We start from the raw sequence: 22539 nt of genomic DNA, 5'->3' as shown, positions 1-22539 counted from the left end.
CGCTATCGCGAGCAGGCTCGCTCCCACAGTTGTTTTAGGATGGCCTCGGGATTTTCATACACCACAGAACCTTGTGGGAGCGGGCTTGCTCGCGAAGGCGTCGGAACAGTTTGCCTCGCCTCCATCTTGGTTTTGTGCTCTTCTTTTAATTTCGCAACAGGAGAATCACGTTGTCCTCTCCCATCCCGGTCACCATCCTCAGCGGCTTCCTCGGCGCCGGCAAGACCACGCTTTTGCGTCATTTGCTCAAGGCCGAGCACGGCCTGAAAATCGCCGTGATCGAGAATGAATTCAGCGATGCTGGCATCGATACCCAGCTATTGGGCGATGAGCCGGTGCAGGTCATGACCCTGGCCAATGGCTGCGTGTGCTGCACCATTCACACTGACCTGACCAAAGCCCTGTACCTGCTACTCGAACGGCTGGACAGCGGCGAAATTGCCTTTGATCGCCTGGTGATCGAATGCACCGGTCTGGCCGATCCGGCCCCTGTGGCCCAGACATTTTTTATCGATGAGGACTTGCGCGAGCGCTACATCCTCGACGGCATCCTGACCCTGGTGGACGCCGCTCACGCCGAGATCCACCTGACCCAGGCCATCGCCCAGGCCCAGGTCGGGTTTGCCGACCGTCTGCTGCTGAGCAAGACCGATCTGGTGGACGCCGCCCATGTCCAAGCCCTTAGCGAACGACTGACGCGGATCAACCGAAGGGCACCGATCAGGGTGGTGGAACACGGCAAGATCGATCTGGCCGAACTGCTCGACATCCGCGGCTTCAATCTCAACGCAGACCTGGGGGCGGGGTTCAGCCTGCGACCGGTGGGCAAGGCAAACACCGCAGACCGCATCAGCAGCCTCGTGCTTCGCACCGATAAACCGCTGGATATCGACAAGCTCAGCGAGTTCATGAACCAGTTGCTGGAGGCGCATGGTAAACAGCTGCTGCGCTACAAGGGGGTACTGAACATCGCTGGCGAATCCCGTCGACTGGTGTTCCAGGGCGTACTCAAACTGTATGGCTTTGATTGGGACACCGAATGGGCACCCGACGAATCCCGGGAGAGCGTCATTGTGTTCATCGCCGACGAGTTGCCCGAAGAGAAGATCCGTGCAGGCTTCGAAGCTGCGCTACTTTGACGTCCCGGTGCCTGCGGCCATCAGCAGCTTTTGCTCAAGATGGTCCAGGTGCTCGCTCATCCGTTGCAACGCCTGATCAACGTTGCCACGTTCCATCGCGTCTACGATCGCCAAATGCTCCTGCCAGGCGCAATGCCTGCGGGACTTGACCTCATGCCGCGCCAGGGCCAGCGAGGTTAATGGCACGAGGCTGCCGAGAAACTGCGCCAACGGCGCGTTTCCGGCCATGGCCGCCAATTGCAGGTGAAACTCGCCGGACAGGCGAATCGCCGGGCCGCGCTCGCCGCGATCCAGGCATTGGCGCTCGTGCTCTACCAGATCGAGTAGGCGCTGCAGGTCCTTGGGTTGCGGCGCCTTGCAGGCTAGGCGCACCAGGGTCTGCTCGGCCAGGCGCCGGGCATGCAGGATTTGCCGGGTCTGCTCCAGGTCCGGTGCCGCCACTTGGGGCCGATGGTTGGGCCGCAGGATCACCACTTGCTGGTGAGACAGGCGCGCCAGGACACGGCGAATGATGCTGCGGCTGACCCCGAACACGTCCCCCAGGCTTTCCTCGGTGAAACGGCTGGCCGGAGCAATGCGTTGTTCGAGGATGGCGTCGAAAATCTGCGGGTAGATATCGTCCACCGACGGTTTGCCGATCCGACCGGGCGGCGACAGGGACGCGAGCACGTTGCGCTCAGGCTGATTCGGGTGGGGCATGAGGATGTTCATGGCGGTCTCCGCAGGGCGTGGCTCAAGTGCCGAGGTTGTCGTCCGGAATGTTCAGTTCGATGCCCATGCGCTGGCCTTCCCTGAGGATATGCCGGCGCATTTCGGTGCTGGCCTGGGCGCTGTTCTTGCCGCGGATGGCGCGCACCACTGCTTCGTTTTCCTCCAGGCGTTCGGCCAGATGCTGGGGTGAATTGCGCAACACATCGGCGCTTTGCTTGAGCGCGTTGCTGGTCTGCTGGACCACGTTTTGAAATATCGGGTTGGACGTCAAGGCAAACAACTCTTCATGGAAGGCAATGTAGGCGTTGGCGCAGGCGTCGCTGTCGTTGGCCTCCAACGCTTCGCGCATGTCCATGAGGGTCAGGCGTAACTGGCCGACCTCCTTGCTGCTGATGGATTGCGCCACAAGGCCAACGATGAAAGGCTCCAGGGTGTAGCGCAGTTGCAGCACGTCCTCCAGGCTCGCGCCGGCCATGGCGCTGCCTTCACTGGCGGTGTCGGCGAAGCTGGCCTCCAGCACCACGACGCCCTTGCCGGGCATCGAACGCACCAGACCCAGGGTTTCCAGGACAATCACCGCTTCACGCAGGCTTGGTCGGCTGATGCCCAATTGCTCGGCCAGCTCGCGCTGGCCGGGCAGCATTTCGCCCGAGCGCCATTGGCCCCGGGCGAGGGCGGCACGTAGTTTCTCCACCACGGAATTGACGACGGTTGATGAACTGATCACGGGTGACTCCTCGAAAATCAATCAGGCGGTGCCGGTTCGCGGACCGGCACCGCAGTCTTTCAGAATTGCTGCTGATGGGCAGTGCCTACTGGCTTCCTGGTTTGGAAGGCATAACCTTGTTGGCCGGACAGTACCTTGCGCGCCCGAGGCACATCGATATCTTTTTCCCAGCGGGCAATCGCTACCGTGGCCACACAGTTACCAATCAGGTTGGTCAGGGCTCGGCCGATGCCCATGAACCAATCCACGGCCAGTACCAGCACCAGACCTACCACCGGGATCGCCGGGACCGCCGTCAGCGTGGCAGCCAGGATCACCAACGCCGAGCCGGGAATTCCGTGGGCGCCCTTGGAGGTGATCAATGACACCAGCAGGATGGTCAGCAAATCACTCATCGCCAGAGGTGTGCCGGTGGCGTTGGCAATGAACACAATCGCCAGGGTCAGATAGATCGAAAAGCCGTCCAGGTTGAACGAGTAACCGGTCGGGATGACCAGGCCGACGGTGGAGCTGCCGATTCCCAGGTGTTCGAGCTTGCGCATGATCTGTGGCAGCACGGCGTCGGAAGAGGCGGTACCGAGCACGATAAGCAGCTCTTCACGCAGGTATTTGAGAAACGGCAACATCGGCAGGCCCGAGGCACGCATCACCAGACCGAGAATCAGCGCAACGAAGGCGATGCAGGTCAGGTAGAACAGGCCCACGAGGCTGCCCAGGTGTTGCAGCGAGTCCAGGCCATATTTGCTGGTAGTGAAGGCAATGGCTCCGAAGACACCAATGGGGGCCAGACGTACGATCATGCCCATGATGCGGAAGATCACGTGGCTGAGTTCGTTGATCAACCGCGAGATGCCGGACGCTGCATCGCCCACCAGGTTCAGCGCACTGCCAAACAGCACGGAGAACAGCAGCACTTGCAGAATGTTGTTTTCAGCGAAGGCCCCGAGCACCGAGGTCGGGATCAGGTTCATGAGGAACTGGGTGGTGGTGACCAGATGCTCGCCACGCTGGGCGATATCGCCCATGTCCGCGCTGGAGAGTTGTTCCAGATGGATGTTCGCACCGCTGCCGATGCCGGTGCTGAAGGCAAGCACCAGACCGATGACCAGCGCAATGGTGGTCAATACTTCGAAGTAGATGACCGACTTGAGGCCGATGCGCCCGACCTTCTTGAGGTCTCCGGCCCCCGAGATACCGCTGACTACCACGCAGAATACGATGAGGCCGATGAGCATCTTGATCAGCTTGATAAAGCCGTCGCCGAGGGGTTTGAGCTGTGCGGAGTATTCGGGAAGGGTCAGTCCACAGACGATGCCGAGCACCAATCCGAGGACAACTTGAAGGAAGATCGAACGCGAGCACCATTTGAGCATGGGAGGGATTCCTGGTTCGGTGTCCTTTTTCGCCGTCAATAGAGCTGTTGGCGTCAGGACTTCATTATTGTGGTCTTACCGGTTTGTCCAGTGCAGGCGCAGTCTAGGTGTGGTTTTGGTGGCTGTGCAAGCTGATTTGCTGAGATCTGGCATGACCGGTCTTACCAGTTGGGGCGAAACCCTTGTGCTTGAGCCGTTTGTTGCGGTGAAAAAAGTTGTCGGTGGCAAGCAGTGCCACAGCACCCTGTGGCGAGGGATCAGCCCCTCGCCACAACGTTATCGATAGATTCTTTAAAGAACACTCAGGATGAACGTCACTTTCGACTTTTCTTCTGTCTCGGCGAGATAAAGGTAAGGCGAGCCTCGAACTTTCAATCCGCCGATATATTTTTTATTTTTTGTCATGAGCGAGACGGGTAAATGCGGCGTGGAAATATTCTTCCGGGTAATGGCGTTGTTCTGATGATCAACGAGGGTAAAGAGCATCGGATCATCCGTGTCGGAGTCCTGTGCGCCCAGAACCTCAAGCCAGCGTTTACCGATAAGTTTGTTTTCATGTTCCCCCGTGTTTTTAATGACCAGGTTGTAGCCGTCCGAGGTGTGTCGCAAATGCAATTTCAACGGGTTGCTGGAGTGGCCCTGATTTTTGGGGCGCATGCCGAGCAGGCTGGAGTGGTCATGGGTTTGTGGGCGACCGGTAAAAAAGCCACCGCTGAATAAGCTCACGGTGGCCATTGCCGGTTTGCCATGAAGTATTTCAAGCAGATTGACATGGGTGTCAAACATTCGAAGTGTTGCGTTAAAAGATTGATCACTGTCCATGTGATTCAACTCCTCGTTGGGTTTAGGAAGTGTGCAGTTAGGGCGCGATGTTATTGATTTATCGGCTCTTGGTGGTGGTGTGTGTATTGCAAGACGTTAGATAAGTACGGGGTTAGTTGTTTGAGTCAGTTGTCTGCGCCCATGAAAAAGGCCCCCATCTTTCAATGGAGGCCTTTTCTACTGAGGTTTAGCGGGGCTGATTAAGCGCCGTATACCGGCAGCTTTTTGCAGATCGCCTTGACCTTCTCGCGAACGGCGTCGATCACCGCTTCGTTGTTCAGGTCCGCCAGGATGTCGCAGATCCAGCCAGCCAGTTCCTTGCACTCAGCTTCCTTGAAACCACGAGTGGTCACGGCCGGGGTGCCAAAGCGCAGGCCGGAGGTGACGAACGGCGAGCGTGGGTCATTGGGCACCGAGTTCTTGTTCACGGTGATGAACGCCTTGCCCAGTGCTGCGTCGGCGTCTTTGCCGGAGATGTCCTGCTTGATCAGCGACAGCAGGAACAGGTGGTTCTCGGTGCCGCCGGACACTACGTCGAAGCCACGCTCGATGAACACGCCGGCCATGGCCTTGGCGTTTTTCACCACTTGTTGCTGGTAAGCCTTGAACTCAGGCTGCAGCGCTTCCTTGAAGCAGATCGCCTTGGCGGCGATCACGTGTTCCAGCGGGCCACCCTGGGCGCCCGGGAATACGGCGGAGTTGAGCTTCTTCTCGATGTCGGCGTTGGCACGAGCCAGGATCAGGCCGCCACGTGGACCGCGCAGGGTCTTGTGGGTGGTGGTGGTGACGACGTCGGCGAATGGCACCGGGTTCGGGTAGACGCCAGCAGCAACCAGGCCGGCAACGTGCGCCATGTCCACGAACAGGTAGGCACCGACCTTGTCGGCGATTTCGCGGAAACGCGGGAAATCGAGGATTTGCGAGTAGGCGGAGAAACCGGCCACGATCATTTTCGGCTTGTGCTCGAGCGCCAGGCGCTCGACTTCGTCGTAGTCGATCAGGCCGTTGCCGTCGATGCCGTACTGGATGGCGTTGTACAGCTTGCCCGAGGACGAGACGCTGGCGCCGTGGGTAAGGTGACCGCCGTGGGCCAGGCTCATGCCCAGAATGGTGTCACCGGCCGACAGCAGCGCCAGGTAGACGGCGGCGTTGGCCTGGGAACCGGCGTGGGGCTGAACGTTGGCGTAGTCGGCGCCGAACAGTTCCTTGGCGCGATCGATGGCCAGTTGCTCGACCACGTCGACGAACTCGCAACCACCGTAGTAGCGCTTGCCTGGATAGCCTTCGGCGTACTTGTTGGTCAGTACCGAGCCTTGAGCTTCCATCACCGCGGGGCTGGTGTAGTTTTCCGAAGCGATCAGCTCAATGTGCTCTTCCTGGCGCTGAGCTTCTTGCTCCATGGCGGCAAAGAGATCGGCGTCGTACTTGGCAATAGTCAAATCACGGCTGAACATGGCGGTCCTCAAGGATCGGGGGCAGAAAAGGGGGGCATTCTAACCCAACCGGTTTTGGAAGGCATATGAAAGGACGTCATGTCGCGGACGAATGGGATTCACGCTGCCTGTACTGACCTCATCGCGAGCAGGCTCGCTCCCACATTTTGAAATGCGTTCCCCCTGTGGGAGCGGGCTTGCTCGCGAAGAGGCCCGCCCAGCCAGCACAAGCTTTCAGTCGAGCATGAACAGCGCATCATTGCTGAACTGCGCTTCAAACCGGCCGGCCGGCATCGGGCGGCCGAACAGGTAGCCCTGGACTTCATCGCAGCCGTGTTCGCGCAGAAAGTCCAGTTGTTCGTGGGTTTCGACCCCTTCGGCAATCACCGCCAGGTTGAGGCTGTGGGCCATGGCGATGATCGCCCGGGCGATCTGGGCGTCCTGTTCGCCGGATGGCAGGCCATCGACAAAGGTGCGGTCGATTTTCAACACGTCGATGGGGAATTGCTTGAGGTAGTTGAGGGACGAATAACCGGTACCGAAGTCATCCACGGCGATGCTCAGGCCCAGGTTTTTCAGCCCGGCCAGAATCTGCATGGCCTCGCTGACTTCACGCATCAGGATGCTTTCGGTCAGTTCCAGTTCCAGGCAGGCCGGCGGCAGGCCGGTGCTACGCAGAATGTTGGCGATGCGCGTGCCGAGCTGGCCGTCGGAGAACTGCCGGGCCGAAATGTTGACCGAGACTTTCGGCACTCGGACCTTGGCCTGGTGCCAGGCCTTGAGCTGCCGAGAGGCTTCGCTGATCACCCAGTCACCGACGTCCACCACCAAGCCGAGCTCTTCGAGTACCGGGATGAAGTCCCCTGGCGGCACCAGCCCGCGTCGTGGATGGCGCCAGCGCAGCAAGGCCTCGGCGCCGGTCAAACGTTTGCCGTCGCCGCTGAACTGTGGCTGGTAATACAGCACGAACTCGTTCTGCTCCAGAGCGTGGCGCAGGTCGCTTTCCAGCTCCAGTCGTTCCAGGGCGCTGGCGTTCATGTCGGCCTGGTAGAACTGGAAGTTGTTCTTGCCGCGCTCCTTGGCGTGATACATGGCCGTGTCGGCGTTCTTCATCAGCTGACTCAGCTCGTTGCCGTCCTGAGGGCTCAGGGCGATACCGATACTGGCGGTGACGAAGAACTCCCGACCTTCCAGTACGAAGGGGCGGACCAGGCTGGCGAGGATCTGCTCGGCCACGTTGATCGCCCGGTTGAGCGCCATTTCGCGGCTGGAACGCGGTTGCAGCAGCAGGGTGAATTCGTCGCCGCCCATGCGCGCCACGGTGTCGTCGTCGGCCACGCAGCCGAGCAGCCGCGTGGCCATCTCCTTGAGCATCCGGTCGCCGGCGGCGTGGCCCAGGGAGTCGTTGATCGGCTTGAAGCGGTCGAGGTCGAGAAACATCAGCACGACCCAGTTTTTCTGGCGCTCCGCCGATTGCAGCGCGGTGTGCAGGCGGTCCTGAAACAGCGTGCGGTTGGGCAGGTGGGTCAACGCGTCGTAATAGGCCAGGCGGTGGATGCGCTGTTCGCTGGCCTTGCGTTCGCTGATGTCGCTGAAGAAGCACACATAGCTGGCCAGGTCGCCTTCATCGTCCAGCACCGCCGTGATGCCGACCCAGGCCGGATAGTGCTCGCCATTGCGGCGCTTGAGCCAGACCTCGCCTTCCCAGGTGCTGTGTTGCTGCAACTGCTTGAGCACGTAGCGCAGGTGGGCTTCCTGTTGTTCGTCCACGGTCAGCATGTTGGGCAACTGGTCCAGCACCTGCGACACCGCATAACCGCTGACGCGGCTGAAGGCTTCGTTGGCCTGGACAATGTAACCGGCCGGGTCGGTGATCAGAATCGCCGAAGTTGAATGCTCGAATACCGTGGCGGCCATACGCAGGTCTTTTTCGGCGCGTCTTTGTTGGCTGATATCACGGCCTACGCCCAGCACGCCCTCAAACGCGCCGTGTTCATCCCATACCAGTACCAGTCGCAGCTCGATGGGAATCTTGCGCCCGTCGGCGCGCAGGCAGTCGAACAGAAACAGCTGGGTCTGCATCTGGTTGCGCAACTCGGCCAGTTGCTCAGGCTTGTCGAGGGCTTTGCTGACCCGATCCATCAAGGTGTAGATGCCGGTCAGTTGTTGCGGGTTGGCGATGGTCGATTGCCAGCCGTTCTGGAATATCCAGTCAGCGCTATAACCCAGCACCGCTTGCACCGAGGGACTGACGTAGTTGAGCGAAAGCGTGCTGTTGGTGGAGAAAATCACGTCGCTGATGCTTTCGGCGAGCATCCGGTAACGTTGTTCGCTGTCGCGCAGTGATTCGCTGGCTTCGATCTGTTCGGTGATGTCTTTGGCTACGCCGATGATGCGTGTCACCTGATCGTGCCGGTCCCGGGCCAGGGCTTGTTCGCGAATGTCGAAGCGCCGCCATTTGCCATTGCGATGGCGAAAGCGCAGTTGGCATTGCAGCAGGTGCGCATACCCGGCCTGGCGTTGTGCCTGGCGCAAGTTGTGGTAGTGGTCGGCGTCTTCGCTGTGCAGCAGGATTTCCCAGAAGTATTCGCCCATCTGGTGCAGTTCGGTGCGGTCGTATCCCAGGGTCTGTCCCAGGTGATGGTTGCTGAAGATCATCCGCTGGCTGATCACGTCTTGCACATAGAGATGGTCCGGCACGGTGCGCACCACATCGGACCAGAAGCCTTCGCGTTCGAGCAGCGAGAGTTCGATCAACTTGCGGCTGGTAATGTCGCTGATGCTCAGAATGACGGCGTTGTAGTCCTGTTGTTTTTCCGGCAGACGCAGCACCAGCCACAGGTGTTGATCGCGGCCATGGGCGTCCTGCAGCTGGATTTCCAGCTCCAGTTGCTTGTGCGGGTCGAGCAGCGCTTCGAGCAGCTTCGAACCCACGGGATTGTTGTCCTGGGCTGCATTGCCGACCAACAGTTGCCACGCCCGTTCGCAGGAGTTGACGTTGAGCAGCTTCAACGCCATCTGATTGACCTCGGTGACGTGAACCTCCTGCTGCAGTTGTTCAAGCTGGTGAGGGATGGCCAACCAGGCGCGCAACTGGTCGCCATTGCGCAGGCCGGCCCTTTCAAAAAACGCCTTGAGGCTCGACAGGTCCAGCACGCAGAGCGCGACGCCGGTGCCTTCGAAAATATCCTGGTAGCGTCGGCGACCCTCGTGCAACTGGCGCTGACGACGACGCATGCTCAACAGCGCGATCACCGGCAGCATTGAAAACGCCAGACCTAGCAGGCATTTGCCGATGAAGGCCGGCAGCAATTGCTCCAGCACCTGGTGCCGGTCGAACAGTCCACGCAATTGCCAGTCGCTGCTGCTCAGCGGCACGGTCAGCACGGTGTTGCTCAGATCATCCGGGGACAGCCGGGTAGGGTTGGCCGAGGGCAGGCTTTCATCCCGACTGATGATCTGCTGGTTGAGCCGGTTTTCCACCAGCCACAGTGGACGTATGCCTGTATCAGCCTGCTTGGTCAGGGTCGAGAAGAAGGTTGGTGTCAGGCGCAGGGCCCAATAGCCACGGCTGCTGCCACTGGCCTGGTGCAACAACAGATGCACCACGGAGCCGTCCTCGGCATTGCTGAAATAGTGCGCCTGGGCATGACTGCGCTGTACCAGCTGCGCCAGGTAATCGGCATCGTGGCTGGCCGGATCACTGTCGCTGAGCACCCGGCCGGAAGGACTCAGCAACGCCAGGCTGCGTAGCTCGGGCAACGATTGTCGGAGTTTGCGCAGCAAAGCCTGCTGTTCGTCGGCGCTCTGGGGTTGTTCGACGATCGGTAGCAGGTTGAGGGCGATTTGCGCATTCAAGGCCATGTTCAGGCTGACTTGCGCGGCCAGGTCGGCGGTGTAATCGATGGTGTACTGGCGCTGTTGCTGCTGGGTTTCGCGCAACTGGTCAAGCAACTGCCAGAAGAGCAGCCCGAGTAACAACAGCACCAACGTGGCCAGCGCACTTTTCAGTGTCCCGCGCAGGGGCGAGCCGCTCGCAGCAGTCGGTGCGCGTGGGGACAGGGTCGGCGTGACATTGGACAAGCTGTAATCCTGCAGTTTGCTGGACTGGCGCGACGTGCACTATAAGCCGGACGCCCAAAGGGCGGCTAGCATGCCTTGACTTGTGGCAAAGTGCCAGCCCCTGGTGGCTGGACCTTGACCGATGGTTGAGGTAGCTTTGCCGGTCAAACAAGAGCGCGCAAGCTCCGATCCCCCAGGCTTAACCTGCCCGCCGGCATTGATCACCGTCAAGCGCCGGCGCCGCGCATGGCCTGGCCCGTTCTTTTCACCTGTCACTGACGCTAGGTTCACCATGGCTCAATACGTCTTCACCATGCATCGGCTGAGCAAAGTTGTTCCGCCGAAGCGGGAAATCCTGAAAAACATTTCACTGTCGTTCTTCCCCGGGGCCAAGATCGGCGTACTGGGCCTCAACGGCTCGGGTAAGTCCACCCTGCTGAAAATCATGGCCGGGGTCGACAACGAATTCGACGGTGAAGCCCGTCCGATGCCGGACTTGAACATCGGTTACCTGCCTCAAGAGCCTCAGCTGGATCCGACCAAGACCGTACGTGAAGTGGTCGAGGAGGCGGTCAGCGTGATCAAGGATGCCCAGGCGCGTCTGGACGAGGTCTACGCGGCCTATGCCGAGCCGGATGCCGACTTCGACAAGCTGGCCGCCGAACAGGCCAAGCTCGAAGCGATCCTGCAGGCCAGCGATGGCCACAACCTGGATCGCCAGCTGGAAGTCGCCGCCGATGCGCTGCGCCTGCCGGCCTGGGATGCCAAGGTTGAACACCTGTCCGGTGGTGAAAAGCGCCGCGTCGCCTTGTGCCGCCTGCTGCTGTCGGCGCCGGACATGCTGTTGCTCGACGAACCGACCAACCACCTGGACGCCGATTCCGTCGCCTGGCTCGAACACTTCCTGCACGATTTCCCGGGCACTGTGGTCGCGATCACGCACGACCGTTACTTCCTGGACAACGTTGCCGGCTGGATCCTGGAACTGGACCGCGGCGCGGGTATTCCTTACGAAGGCAACTATTCGGGTTGGCTCGAAGCCAAGTCCGATCGTCTGGCCCAGGAATCCAAGCAGCAGTCGGCCCATGAAAAAGCCATGAAGGAAGAACTGGAGTGGGTGCGCAAAGGCGCCAAGGCCCGCCAGTCCAAATCCAAGGCACGTCTGCAACGCTTTGAGGAAATGCAGTCCCAGGAATTCCAGAAGCGCAGTGAAACCAACGAGATCTACATCCCGGCCGGTCCGCGCCTGGGTGACAAGGTCATCGAATTCAAGAACGTCACCAAGGGCTACGGCGACCGCGTGCTGATCGACAACCTGTCGTTCGCCATGCCCAAAGGCGCCATTGTCGGTGTGATCGGTGGTAACGGTGCGGGTAAATCCACGCTGTTCCGCATGCTGATGGGCAAGGAAACACCGGATTCGGGCACCATCGAAATCGGCGAAACCGTGCAACTGGCCTGTGTCGACCAGAGCCGCGAAGACCTGGACGGCAGCAAGACCGTGTTCCAGCAGATATCCGACGGTTCCGACCAGATCCGCATCGGCAACTATGAAATTCCGTCGCGCACTTACGTGGGGCGCTTCAACTTCAAGGGCGGCGACCAGCAGAAGTTCGTCAAAGACCTGTCCGGCGGTGAACGCGGTCGTCTTCACCTGGCACTGACCTTGAAGGAGGGTGGTAACGTCCTGCTGCTCGACGAACCGTCCAACGACCTCGACGTCGAAACCCTGCGCTCCCTGGAAGAAGCCCTGCTGGACTTCCCGGGCGCCGCGATTGTGATCTCCCACGATCGGTGGTTCCTCGACCGCGTGGCGACCCACATCCTGGCGTACGAAGACGACTCGCAAGCGGTGTTCTTCGAAGGCAACTACACCGAGTACGAGGCCGACCGCAAGAAACGCTTGGGCGAAGCCGCTGCCCAGCCGCATCGCGTAAGGCACAAGAAGCTGGCCTGATCAGGCAAGCGACAAACCCTGTGGGAGCGAGCCTGCTCGCGATAGCGTCGGATCAGTCAGCAAAAGGTTGCCTGACCCACCGCCATCGCGAGCAGGCTCGCTCCCATAATGGTTTTGGGTCAGGCACAAGATGCACGGTGGGGCTCGACTCCTGTGGGAGCGAGCCTGCTCGCGATGAGGCCGGCAAGATCACCCCGGTTCTATCGCCACCACTTCAATGGCCAAATCCCCCACCGGCCGTTTCCAGACCACTTCATCGCCCACTTTCGTCCCCAGCAGAGCCCGGCCCAACGGCGACCCCCAGTTGATCAACCCTTTGGCCGCATCAGCCTGATCCTCACCCACCAGTTGCACCCGCTGCTCGTGATCGTGCTCGTCGACAAAGGTCACCCAATGCCCGATCCGCACCTGATCCAATGAAGTCGGCGTAACGACCTGCGCGCTTTGCAAGCGCTGATTGAAGTAGCGCAAATCCCGTTCGATATCCGCGATTCGCTGCTTGTCCGCCAGTTCTCCCCTGGCCACCTGCTGGCTGTGCAGCGCCTGCAGCTCAGCGACCCGGGCCTGTAATTGGGCGAGTCCGGCGGGCGTGACGTAATTGGGTTGCACGCTGACCTGACGCTCGACCGGTTGATCGGCCTGGGCAGCGGCGTTGTCCTCATTGACGAAGGCGCGACTCATGGCGTTCTCCTCTATTGGAGTTTGGGCCATGGTCGCAGGCTTTTGGTTTCGCTGGATGTCTAAAAACGTCTCGTCGCTTTTTGTGGACGGGTAGACGCTTTGGTCAATAGTGATACCACTTCACCTCCAGCATCACTTCATTCTCCGGTGACGCCAGATGGCTGAACTCGCGCTGGGCACTCAGGCGCAGCCCTAGGTTGCGTGACAGTTCCCACTGCTGGTTCAGGCTCACGCTACGGCGCACTTCGCCGTTGATGAAATAGTCGCCTTTGGCCTCCAGGCTCAAGTTGCCCAGCGGGTTTTTCCACAGCACGCCAGTGTTGAAGCCCGTTGCGGGAGCAATGAACTGGGCGAAGTCGTTGTTGTGTTCGACCCGTACCGTGCCCAAGGCGAACCCCAGCATGTCGTCGCCCAGTGCCCAGGTGCCGCCGGCTCCGCCATTGACGTGGCTGACCAGGGTTTCGTCGTCGTGCTTGCCCGGCACCCGTTCCAAGCCGCCGGTGACTTGCCAGGACAGCGGTTGCAGCAGCTCGTTGCGCGGAGTCAGCGAGCGAATGGTTGCCAGGTCCAGCTGTTGCACCTGCCAGTCATTGCCTTCGTACTGGCGCAGCTTCAGTTGCAGGATCTCGATCTGTGCGCCCAACGGGAAACTCTCGGCGTTGTCGTTGAGGTCGTGATAGGCCATGCGCAGGCCATATTCGCCGAACGCCCGGTCGCCACGCGTGCCGAGGCCGGCCTGCCAAGTGCGCGACTCGTGGCCATCCTCGGGCAGGCCCGGTCGCGGGATGTCGAGTTCCGGCGCGGGGTTCTGGTTGATCGCCCGCAACAGTTCGAAACTGCGCTGGGCGCGCTGCGGGTCGCGTTCCTGTCCGTTGGCGCGGTAGCGCTCCAGGCGATAGGCCGCGTCGATGATCAGCGCCTGGCGGGTGCGAGGCAATGCCTTGAATGCTGAGGTTTGCAGTTGTTTCTGATCGGTGCTGACTTTCAGCACCCATTGTTGCTCGTCGTCGCTGAGCGGTTCGGCGCGGCTGAGCAATTCCCGCTCACGGGAGGGCCGGTACTCGATGCTTTCCACCAGCCCGGCTTCTTTCACCGCCTTCACTGTGTCGGTGGGAATCGCCGTCAACGGGAATTGTTCGGTCAGCCGCAGGCTGGGACGGGCCACTTGCAGCAGTTCGAGCAGGCGATAGGAGCAGTTTTCATCGAAGAAAAAATAGTCGAACTGCACCTGCTTGAGTTCCCACACATGCTCGACCATGCGCTCGGTTTCCACCTGGCTCAGATTGAGGCGGTATTCCCACAGGTCGCGGTTTTCCAGGCTGCGGTACTCGGAGAGTTTCTCCTGATAGGGCACCAGGGCGAACAGGCCCGGGTAACCGCCCATCAGGCCTTTCCAGGCATAAAGAATGCTGTTGTCCGAGCCTTCGATGTAGGCACCGAAGTTGATCGCGTAGCTGAGCAGCGCGGTCTTGTCGCTTTGCACATCGGCCTGGTCGATGCGCAGCAGGGTGTGGCCGAACATCGAAGAAGGGCTGTTCAAGTAGGCGGCCGGAAAAATCATCACCGCGCTGTGGGGCGCGACATCCTTGAACCATTGGGTGAATTCGTGGCAATCAACCGTCGGCAGATCGGTCAGGTTGAGCTGCGCTTTCAGCCAGCGTGTACGCGCCGGGTACACACATTGGGCGTGTTGCTGACCAGCGCTGGCCGGGCCGTACAGGGCTTGCACCGTGGCGGTCAGTTCATGATCGGGATGTTCGTTGCCGTCGGGAGCGAGGAAAAATCTTTTGTCGCTGATATAGCTGCGCCAGCCGCCGAGCTTGGCGGTTTCGTAGTGGCCCAGGGAAATCCAGAAACGGTCGTTGGCCAATTGCTGCAAGCGCTGAGGGTCGACATGAGGTGCGGCGGACAACGGGGCGCACACACAGAGCGCCAGCCAGGCAAGGCGTTTGAGCATAGTTGGCTACTTGGACAGTCGAAAAATAAAGACCGGAAGGGGCCCCAAAAAGAAAACCCGCTCCCCGAGAGGAGCGAGTGGTGTCGAGCTTAAGCTGGAGTGGCGTACTTGGCCAGGCGTGGGTCGCTTTTCAGCACGGCCAGGGTGTTGGTATGCACGTCTTCTGCGGTCACATCAGCCTTGCTGAAGATCTGCTGGAAGTGCTCGTGAGTGACAGCGGAGAAATGCGCACGGTCTTCCGGCGCCACGCCCAGTACTACGGCGTAGGTGGTGAGCGCTTCGCCTTGGCCCTTGGCCATGTCTTCGGACAGCTCGTTCATCATGCCGTTCATGGCCAGCCAGGACTTGCCACCGTAGGTCAGTGCCGCGTTGGTCGAGCAGCCGTTGGTACCGGATGTCATGCCGAAGGTGGCGTTGCCGGAGGTGCCGTTGGTGGTGGATGCCAGGAAGTGAGCCGGGGTGCCACGCTGACCTTCGAACAGCATGTTGCCCCAGCCGCAATCCGGACCGCCTGGCGCCTGAGCCATGGCGTTGAGGGATACAGCGGTGAAGAGAGTACCGAGAAGAATCCGTTTCATAGCTATGTTCTCTTTTATGTGCATACCAATGGACAGGGTCTGGCACCCGCTGGCGCCAGTGGGCCGGTTATTGTTCCAGCCGCGCAGTTTGGAGTTTAGGCACGATCCTGGGGTTCCGTGACATTTTGCAAAAAGTAACTGCAGTGTCATGAATTGACGGGCTCGGGCTCAGGGGTGACCCCTGGACTATGCTTTGGCCTGAGGCGCTTCTTGCCAGTCAGGTGCAGGCAGCGCCAGAATGCCGCTATCTGCCCCGCCTGATGTAAGGAAGCCCGATGCCTGATCCTGTTGCTGCCAGCTTGCGTCTAGCGCCCGAAGCGCTGACCCGCCCGTTTTCCGCTGAACAGTTCAGCTTCTCTACCACCAATGATCTGGAACCCTTCCGCGGTGTGCTTGGCCAGGAGCGTGCGGTCGAAGCATTGCAGTTCGGCGTGGCCATGCCGCGCCCCGGTTACAACGTATTTGTCATGGGAGAGCCCGGCACTGGCCGGTTTTCGTTCGTAAAGCGTTATCTCAAGGCCGAAGGCAAGCGTATGCAGACCCCGGCGGATTGGGTCTACGTCAATAATTTCGATGAGCCCCGCGAACCCCGCGCCCTGGAGCTGCCATCGGGTACGGCGGGCGCGTTCATCGCCGACATCAACGGCCTGATCGACAACCTGCTGGCGACGTTCCCGGCAGTGTTCGAGCACCCGTCCTATCAACAGAAAAAAAGCGCCATCGACCGTGCGTTTAACCAGCGCTACGACCGCGCCCTGGATGTCATCGAACGTCTGGCGCTGGAAAAGGATGTCGCCCTGTACCGTGACAGCAGCAACATCGCGTTCACGCCGATGAGCGAGGGCAAGGCCCTGGACGAGGCGGAATTCGCCCAGTTGCCGGAGTCTGAGCGCGAGCGTTTTCATGACGACATCTCGGGTCTGGAAGAACGCCTGAACGAAGAGCTTGCCAGCCTACCGCAGTGGAAGCGCGAGTCCAGCAACCAGATGCGTCACCTCAACGAAGAAACCATCACCCTGGCCCTGCAGCCGTTGCTGGCGCCGCTGTCGGAAAAGTACGCAGAGAACGCCGCGGTCTGCGGTTACCTGCAAGCCATGCAGGTGTACTTGCTCAAGACGGTGGTCGAGCAGTTGGTGGACGACAGCAAGTCTGACGCCATCGCCCGCAAGCTGCTGGAGGAGCAATACGCCCCGAGCCTGATGGTAGGGCACCCAACCAGCGGTGGCGCGCCGGTGGTGTTTGAACCGCACCCGACCTACGACAACCTGTTTGGACGCATTGAGTACAGCACTGACCAGGGCGCGCTCTACACCACCTATCGGCAACTGCGCCCAGGGGCGTTGCACCGGGCCAACGGTGGTTTCCTGATCCTCGAAGCAGAAAAAATGCTGGGCGAGCCGTTCGTGTGGGATGCACTCAAGCGTGCCCTGCAATCGCGCAAACTGAAAATGGAGTCGCCACTGGGCGAGTTGGGTCGTCTGGCCACGGTCACCCTGACCCCGCAGCACATCCCCCTGCAAGTCAAAGTGGTGATCATCGGCGCCCGCCAGCTCTACTACGCCTTGCAGGATCTGGATTCGGACTTCCAGGAAATGTTTCGCGTGCTGGTGGATTTCGACGAAGACATTCCGATGGGGGATGAGAGCCTGGAGCAGTTCGCCCAGTTGCTCAAGACCCGTACTTCGGAGGAGGGCATGGCCCCGCTGACCGCCGATGCGGTGGCGCGCCTGGCCACCTACAGTGCGCGCCTGGCCGAACATCAGGGGCGTTTGTCGGCGCGCATTGGCGATCTTTTCCAACTGGTCAGCGAGGCGGATTTCATTCGTCAATTGGCCGGTGACGAGATGACTGACGCCGGTCACATCGAGCGCGCCCTCAAGGCCAAGGCCACTCGTACCGGGCGCGTCTCGGCGCGGATCCTCGACGACATGCTGGCGGGGATCATCCTGATCGACACCGACGGCGCGGCGGTAGGCAAGTGCAACGGGCTGACGGTGCTGGAGGTGGGTGATTCGGCGTTCGGCGTGCCGGCGCGGATTTCCGCCACGGTCTACCCCGGCGGCAGCGGCATTGTCGACATCGAGCGAGAGGTCAACCTCGGCCAACCGATCCACTCCAAGGGCGTGATGATCCTCACCGGTTACCTGGGCAGCCGGTACGCCCAGGAGTTTCCTCTGGCGATCTCGGCCAGCATTGCCCTGGAGCAATCCTACGGCTACGTAGACGGCGACAGCGCTTCCCTGGGGGAGGCGTGTACGCTGATTTCAGCGTTGTCGAAGACGCCGCTCAAGCAGTGTTTCGCTATCACCGGCTCGATCAACCAGTTTGGGGAAGTGCAGGCGGTGGGTGGGGTCAACGAGAAGATCGAAGGCTTCTTCCGTCTTTGCGAAGCCCGTGGGCTGACAGGCGAGCAGGGGGCGATCATCCCCCAGGCCAACGTCGCCACCCTGATGCTCGACGAGAAAGTGCTCACCGCCGTGCGCGCCGGGCAGTTCCACGTCTATGCGGTGCGTCAGGCCGACGAAGCCCTGAGCCTGCTGGTGGGCGAACCGGCCGGCGAGCCGGATGAAAACGGTGAATTCCCCGAAGGTAGCGTCAATGCCCGGGTGGTGGAGCGGCTGCGGGTGATCGCGGAGATGATCAGCGAAGACGACATCAAGGAAGCGGAAAAGGAACTGGCGCAACAGGCGCTGGCGGAGGCCAAGCCGGCTTGATGCTTCCCTGATCGCTGCGAGTGCCCATGTGGGAGCGAGCCTGCTCGCGATAGCGGTATGACAGCCAATGGAATATTGACTGACACGCCGCTATCGCGAGCAGGCTCGCTCCCACAATTGTTTGCGGTGATGCTTAAAAAGTGCCGCCGTTTTGGCGTCAATATTCACACTATGACCATTCGGCGCATTCTGGTCTCGGCGGGACTTGCGGCCGGAACTTTTCTTCTATCCTCAGTTCAAGGATAACGAGAGCCATCATCGGATCGAAACAGCCTCTTCCTGAGGCTGAATACCGGATCTATCGAGGGGCGCCGCCATGTCGCGCAACCTTTGCCTCACTCGTCAATGCCTGGGCCTTGTCACCCGTATCGAATGCGCCATCCGTCCACTGGCGGGAGATACCGGTATGTGGACCTTGCTCTTCGCCGCCGGAATGGCTGGCGAACAACCTTCGGCCATCAAGGCTCAAGGCCCTTTTCCCGGCCCGAATGCCGCTGAGTCCATTCTCGACACCATTGTGCAAAGCCTGACACTGCACGGTTATGAGCTGGCCGACGACCCGCAGATCTGGAGCCTGCACATGCAGGCCCAGTTACGGGAAATCAATGGAGGCCGTTGTCGCAACGTCGACGGCTTCGAGTTTCGCCCGCTGCATTGAAAGCCGTCATCGTGCGGGGGCTGGCAGTACGGTTTTGCCACAAGGGCTGAAGTCACGGATGGGCTTGGCGTTTATGACCCGGGGCGTGACTGATATACTCGCCGCGATTTTTCAGCCCTGGTGTGAGATTCAATGGAACGCTTTATCGAAAATGCAATGTACGCCTCCCGTTGGCTGCTGGCGCCGATCTATTTCGGGCTGTCCCTCGGCTTGCTGGCTCTGGCGCTGAAATTCTTCCAGGAAGTTTTTCACGTCATTCCCAATGTGTTTGCCATGGCCGAGTCCGAACTGATTCTGGTACTGTTGTCGCTGATCGACATGGCGCTGGTGGGCGGCCTGTTGGTGATGGTGATGATTTCCGGTTACGAAAACTTCGTCTCGCAACTGGACATCGATTCCGACAAGGAAAAGCTCAACTGGCTCGGGACCATGGATTCGTCCTCGCTGAAGATGAAGGTTGCGGCCTCGATCGTTGCCATTTCCTCGATTCACCTGCTGCGCATCTTCATGGACGCCAAGAACGTCGATCCCGAGCACCTGATGTGGTACGTGATCATCCATATGACCTTCGTGGTTTCGGCGTTTGCCATGGGCTACCTGGATAAACTGACCAAGCACTGAGGTCCGTTCATCGCCTTGGCGCACCGCCCGTCTGTTGCAAAGCAGGCGGGCGTTGTCGTTTTTGGCGGCGGCGCTTTGATGAGGTGGCTGATCACCCGCCACAGCATCTGTGCTAGTCTGCTCGCCCTTTTGGTTCCGGGCGCTCCGGGAGGCGCTGTGTCGAGCACGGCAAATTCCCGAGCCGTCCGCACAGCGGAGCAGCATCATGTCCGAAGTTAACCTGTCCACCGACGAAACCCGCGTCAGCTACGGCATTGGCCGTCAGTTGGGCGACCAACTGCGCGACAACCCGCCACCGGGCGTTAGCCTGGACGCGATCCTGGCCGGCCTGACCGACGCTTTCGCCGGCAAGCCGAGCCGTGTGGGCCAGGACGAGATGTCCGCCAGCTTCAAAGTCATCCGCGAAATCATGCAGGCCGAAGCCGCTGCCAAGGCAGAAGCTGCCGCTGGCGAAGGCCGTGCATTCCTGGCTGAAAACGCCAAGCGCGAAGGCATCACCACCCTGGCCTCGGGTCTGCAATTTGAAGTGCTGACTCAGGGCGAAGGCGCCAAGCCGAGCCGTGAGGATCAGGTGCGTACCCATTACCACGGCACCCTGATCGACGGCACTGTGTTCGACAGCTCCTACGATCGTGGCCAGCCAGCCGAATTCCCGGTGGGCGGCGTGATCCCGGGCTGGACCGAAGCCCTGCAACTGATGAACGCCGGCAGCAAATGGCGCCTATACGTGCCGAGCGAATTGGCTTACGGCGCTCAAGGCGTTGGCAGCATTCCGCCGCACAGCGTATTGGTGTTTGACGTCGAGCTGTTGGACGTTCTGTAAGGCATCAACACTTAAGCAGGCTTTTGTGGGAGCGAGCCTGCTCGCGATGACGGTCGATCAGTCAATATGATGTTGAATGTCACACCGCTATCGCGAGCAGGCTCGCTCCCACAGGGTTTGCGCATTCATCCGTGAAACCTGCCACTGAAATCACCCGTAGGGCGCAATGCCCGGGCGTAACAGAACAGGAAGAGATTGCGCACCAGTTCCTTGAGCACCAGCGGCTCGCTGGAATTGAGGCTGTGGAGGTCCAGATCCCCCTGATCCTGCAATTCGTTCAAGGCTTCTTCTTCAAGTACCGCGCAAACTTCCCCGGTTTCCCGATGCAGGATTCTCAGGTAAGGGTGTGGGCGGTCCAGCCAGGCATCGATCAAATAAGTCATGGTTCTCATCTCCTTGATGGGCGTTATGAGAATAATTCTTATTCGCTAAATAGCAAGGCTCTATTGGCGTTACGATTGTTTTTCTGACGATGGGTTGTGCTAGCTCAAGGCGGCTGGCACCTGGCTAACGCCCGAGAAATGGGGCTGAGGCGGGGAGGGTGAAGCTCCATCCCACACGCGGGGCATGGGATGGAATGCAGCCGTATCAGACTTTTCTGACGAACTCGGATTTGAGTTTCATCGGGCCGATGCCGTCGATCTTGCAGTCGATGTCGTGATCGCCATCGCACAAGCGGATGTTCTTGACCTTGGTGCCCACCTTGACCACCAGCGACGTGCCTTTGACCTTCAGGTCCTTGATCACGGTGATGGTGTCGCCGTCCTGTAGGACATTGCCGACCGAATCCTTCTTCACCGTCTCATCGGACGCGGTTTCAGCTTCACCGCTGGCAGACCATTCATGGGCACACTCCGGGCAGACCAGTTGAGTACCGTCTTCGTAGGTGTATTCGGAATTGCATTTCGGGCAGGGAGGCAACGTGCTCACTAAAGTTCCTTGGGTATCAGGAGGGCAAAAGGGCGCACATTATATAGGGTTTTGTTGCAAGCAGGGGGAGCAGCGTGTGTCAGCGAATTGTGGCGAGGGGATTTATCCCCGCTGAGCTGCGCAGCAGCCCCAAGAGCAGCGCTCAACCCAATCTGCCTGGAGCACCGGGAATGACTTTTAGGGCTGCTTCGCAGCCCAGCGGGGATAAATCCCCTCGCCACAAAAAAGCCCCAAGGATGTTAGTGAGTACGGGCCACCGCAAACTCACTCAACTCCACCAGCGCATCGCGGTATTCGCTGGCTGGCAGGGCGTCGAGGCATTTGATTGCACGGGCGACGTAGTCACGGGCCAGTTTTGCGGTGTAGTCCAGCGAGCCGGAGGCTTCAACCGCTTCGCGGATGCTCTCCAGGTCTTCGATCCCGCCTTTCTGGATCGCCTGGCGTACCAGCGCCGCCTGCTCAGGGGTGCCTTCGCGCATGGTGTAGATCAACGGCAGGGTCGGCTTGCCTTCGGCCAGGTCGTCGCCGACGTTCTTGCCCAGGGTTTCGGCGTCGCCTTTGTAGTCCAGCAGGTCGTCGACCAGCTGGAAGGCTACACCCAGGTGATCGCCAAAGGTGCGCAGCGCTTCGCTCTGCTCGGCGCTGGCGCCAGCCAGGGCGGCGGCGCTGTGGGTCGAGGCTTCGAAGAGCATCGCGGTCTTGCCGCGGATGACTTCCATGTAGGTTTCTTCGGTGGTGCTGGCATCGCGCACCTTGGACAACTGCAGCACTTCGCCTTCGGCGATGATGCGCGTGGCCTGGGACAGGATCTTCATCACCGGCATCGAGCCCAGTTCGACCATCATTTCGAACGAGCGCGAATACAGGAAGTCGCCCACCAGCACGCTTGGGGCATTGCCCCACATGGCGTTGGCGGTCGAGCGGCCACGGCGCATGCCGGACATATCGACCACGTCGTCATGCAGCAAGGTCGCGGTGTGCAGGAATTCGATGGTGGCGGCCAGCAGGCGCATGTCGTCGCCTTCGCGACCCAGGGCCTTGCCACACAAAAGCACCAACAAAGGCCGCAGGCGTTTGCCTCCGGCCGAAGTAATGTAATCGCCGATTTTCGATACCAGCGGCACTCGGGAAGTCAGCTGCTTCTTGATGATGCCGTCGACGGCGCTAAAATCGTCCGCCACCGCGCGGTAGAAAGCTTGGGGTTGCATCAGCGACAGGTGCTCCAGAAGGGTTGCGCGGCATGCTAGGACCCACGCCTGGGCCTGTCAAGGCACGATGGACGGCCTCTTGCAAGGCGCTTGCGGCTTGCGTACAATCGCGCACCCTGAACTTCCTGGGCAGCACCTGCCTTAC

General features: G+C 60.2%; 18 protein-coding genes. 6 read left to right on the top strand and 12 right to left on the bottom strand.

From position 1 onward, the window contains the following. The first annotated feature begins 170 nt into the window (after positions 1 to 170). The gene (gene yjiA / locus BM132_RS27240; RefSeq protein ID WP_092459966.1) at positions 171 to 1139 is read left to right on the top strand and encodes a GTPase; all 969 of its coding nucleotides are present in this window, start codon (positions 171 to 173) and stop codon (positions 1137 to 1139) included. Here the strand turns inward: yjiA and BM132_RS27235 are convergent. From BM132_RS27235 to BM132_RS27210, 6 genes are all read right to left on the bottom strand, one after another. Beyond that, positions 1131 to 1850, bottom strand: coding sequence for a GntR family transcriptional regulator (locus BM132_RS27235; RefSeq protein WP_371264168.1), 720 nt, complete (start codon positions 1848 to 1850; stop codon positions 1131 to 1133). The two genes, yjiA and BM132_RS27235, sit on opposite strands and share 9 nt — an antisense overlap. 22 nt (positions 1851 to 1872) lie before the next feature. Next, complete coding sequence (locus BM132_RS27230; RefSeq protein ID WP_092459965.1) at positions 1873 to 2577, bottom strand: FadR/GntR family transcriptional regulator; 705 nt, start codon at positions 2575 to 2577, stop codon at positions 1873 to 1875. Positions 2578 to 2636: 59 nt separating this feature from the next. Next, positions 2637 to 3950 carry a C4-dicarboxylate transporter DctA gene (locus BM132_RS27225; RefSeq protein WP_092402385.1) on the bottom strand — a complete coding sequence of 438 codons (1314 nt, stop codon included), beginning with the start codon at positions 3948 to 3950 and terminating at the stop codon, positions 2637 to 2639. Positions 3951 to 4241: 291 nt separating this feature from the next. Then, the gene (locus BM132_RS27220; RefSeq protein WP_092459960.1) at positions 4242 to 4772 is read right to left on the bottom strand and encodes a hypothetical protein; all 531 of its coding nucleotides are present in this window, start codon (positions 4770 to 4772) and stop codon (positions 4242 to 4244) included. Between the two features lie 200 nt (positions 4773 to 4972). Then, on the bottom strand, positions 4973 to 6226 hold the full coding sequence (gene glyA, locus BM132_RS27215) for a serine hydroxymethyltransferase (protein WP_047230150.1): 1254 nt from the start codon (positions 6224 to 6226) through the stop codon (positions 4973 to 4975). Positions 6227 to 6439: 213 nt separating this feature from the next. After that, complete coding sequence (locus BM132_RS27210) at positions 6440 to 10288, bottom strand: bifunctional diguanylate cyclase/phosphodiesterase (protein ID WP_092459959.1); 3849 nt, start codon at positions 10286 to 10288, stop codon at positions 6440 to 6442. A 271-nt stretch (positions 10289 to 10559) separates the two neighbouring features. Here BM132_RS27210 and ettA point away from each other — a divergent pair, with 271 nt between their 5' ends. Then, positions 10560 to 12224, top strand: a complete 1665-nt coding sequence (gene ettA / locus BM132_RS27205) for an energy-dependent translational throttle protein EttA (protein ID WP_047230152.1) — start codon at positions 10560 to 10562, stop codon at positions 12222 to 12224. 189 nt (positions 12225 to 12413) lie between these two features. Here the strand turns inward: ettA and BM132_RS27200 are convergent, their stop codons facing one another. The 3 genes from BM132_RS27200 to BM132_RS27190 all read right to left on the bottom strand — a co-directional run bounded on the left by BM132_RS27200 (position 12414) and on the right by BM132_RS27190 (position 15440). Further along, positions 12414 to 12905 carry a GreA/GreB family elongation factor gene (locus BM132_RS27200; RefSeq protein ID WP_092459958.1) on the bottom strand — a complete coding sequence of 164 codons (492 nt, stop codon included), beginning with the start codon at positions 12903 to 12905 and terminating at the stop codon, positions 12414 to 12416. Between the two features lie 103 nt (positions 12906 to 13008). Continuing rightward, on the bottom strand, positions 13009 to 14862 hold the full coding sequence (locus BM132_RS27195; RefSeq protein WP_092459957.1) for an Lnb N-terminal periplasmic domain-containing protein: 1854 nt from the start codon (positions 14860 to 14862) through the stop codon (positions 13009 to 13011). An 89-nt stretch (positions 14863 to 14951) separates the two neighbouring features. Beyond that, positions 14952 to 15440: a DUF3015 domain-containing protein gene (locus BM132_RS27190; protein WP_047230156.1), complete on the bottom strand. Its 489-nt coding sequence runs from the start codon at positions 15438 to 15440 to the stop codon at positions 14952 to 14954. A gap of 275 nt (positions 15441 to 15715) precedes the next feature. Here BM132_RS27190 and BM132_RS27185 point away from each other — a divergent pair, with 275 nt between their 5' ends. The 4 genes from BM132_RS27185 to BM132_RS27170 all read left to right on the top strand — a co-directional run bounded on the left by BM132_RS27185 (position 15716) and on the right by BM132_RS27170 (position 20256). Continuing rightward, positions 15716 to 18154 carry a Lon protease family protein gene (locus BM132_RS27185; RefSeq protein ID WP_092403429.1) on the top strand — a complete coding sequence of 813 codons (2439 nt, stop codon included), beginning with the start codon at positions 15716 to 15718 and terminating at the stop codon, positions 18152 to 18154. A gap of 316 nt (positions 18155 to 18470) precedes the next feature. Beyond that, complete coding sequence (locus tag BM132_RS27180) at positions 18471 to 18812, top strand: PA4575 family protein (RefSeq protein ID WP_092459956.1); 342 nt, start codon at positions 18471 to 18473, stop codon at positions 18810 to 18812. A 132-nt stretch (positions 18813 to 18944) separates the two neighbouring features. Then, entirely contained in the window at positions 18945 to 19433 is a 489-nt protein-coding gene (locus BM132_RS27175) for a TIGR00645 family protein (protein ID WP_025215565.1), read from the top strand. A gap of 205 nt (positions 19434 to 19638) precedes the next feature. Continuing rightward, complete coding sequence (locus tag BM132_RS27170; RefSeq protein WP_025215564.1) at positions 19639 to 20256, top strand: BamJ family beta-barrel-assembly machinery protein; 618 nt, start codon at positions 19639 to 19641, stop codon at positions 20254 to 20256. Between the two features lie 125 nt (positions 20257 to 20381). Here the strand turns inward: BM132_RS27170 and BM132_RS27165 are convergent, their stop codons facing one another. The 3 genes from BM132_RS27165 to BM132_RS27155 all read right to left on the bottom strand — a co-directional run bounded on the left by BM132_RS27165 (position 20382) and on the right by BM132_RS27155 (position 22394). After that, on the bottom strand, positions 20382 to 20639 hold the full coding sequence (locus tag BM132_RS27165) for a PA4570 family protein (RefSeq protein WP_092459955.1): 258 nt from the start codon (positions 20637 to 20639) through the stop codon (positions 20382 to 20384). 205 nt (positions 20640 to 20844) lie between these two features. Then, the gene (locus BM132_RS27160) at positions 20845 to 21186 is read right to left on the bottom strand and encodes a zinc ribbon domain-containing protein YjdM (RefSeq protein ID WP_076386396.1); all 342 of its coding nucleotides are present in this window, start codon (positions 21184 to 21186) and stop codon (positions 20845 to 20847) included. 239 nt (positions 21187 to 21425) lie between these two features. Further along, positions 21426 to 22394: a polyprenyl synthetase family protein gene (locus BM132_RS27155; RefSeq protein ID WP_076386394.1), complete on the bottom strand. Its 969-nt coding sequence runs from the start codon at positions 22392 to 22394 to the stop codon at positions 21426 to 21428. Positions 22395 to 22539 lie beyond the last annotated feature (145 nt).

The organism is Pseudomonas sp. NFACC45 (assembly GCF_900113505.1).
Lineage (GTDB): Bacteria > Pseudomonadota > Gammaproteobacteria > Pseudomonadales > Pseudomonadaceae > Aquipseudomonas > Aquipseudomonas tehranensis.
This window is presented reverse-complemented; position numbering and strand designations above follow the sequence as displayed.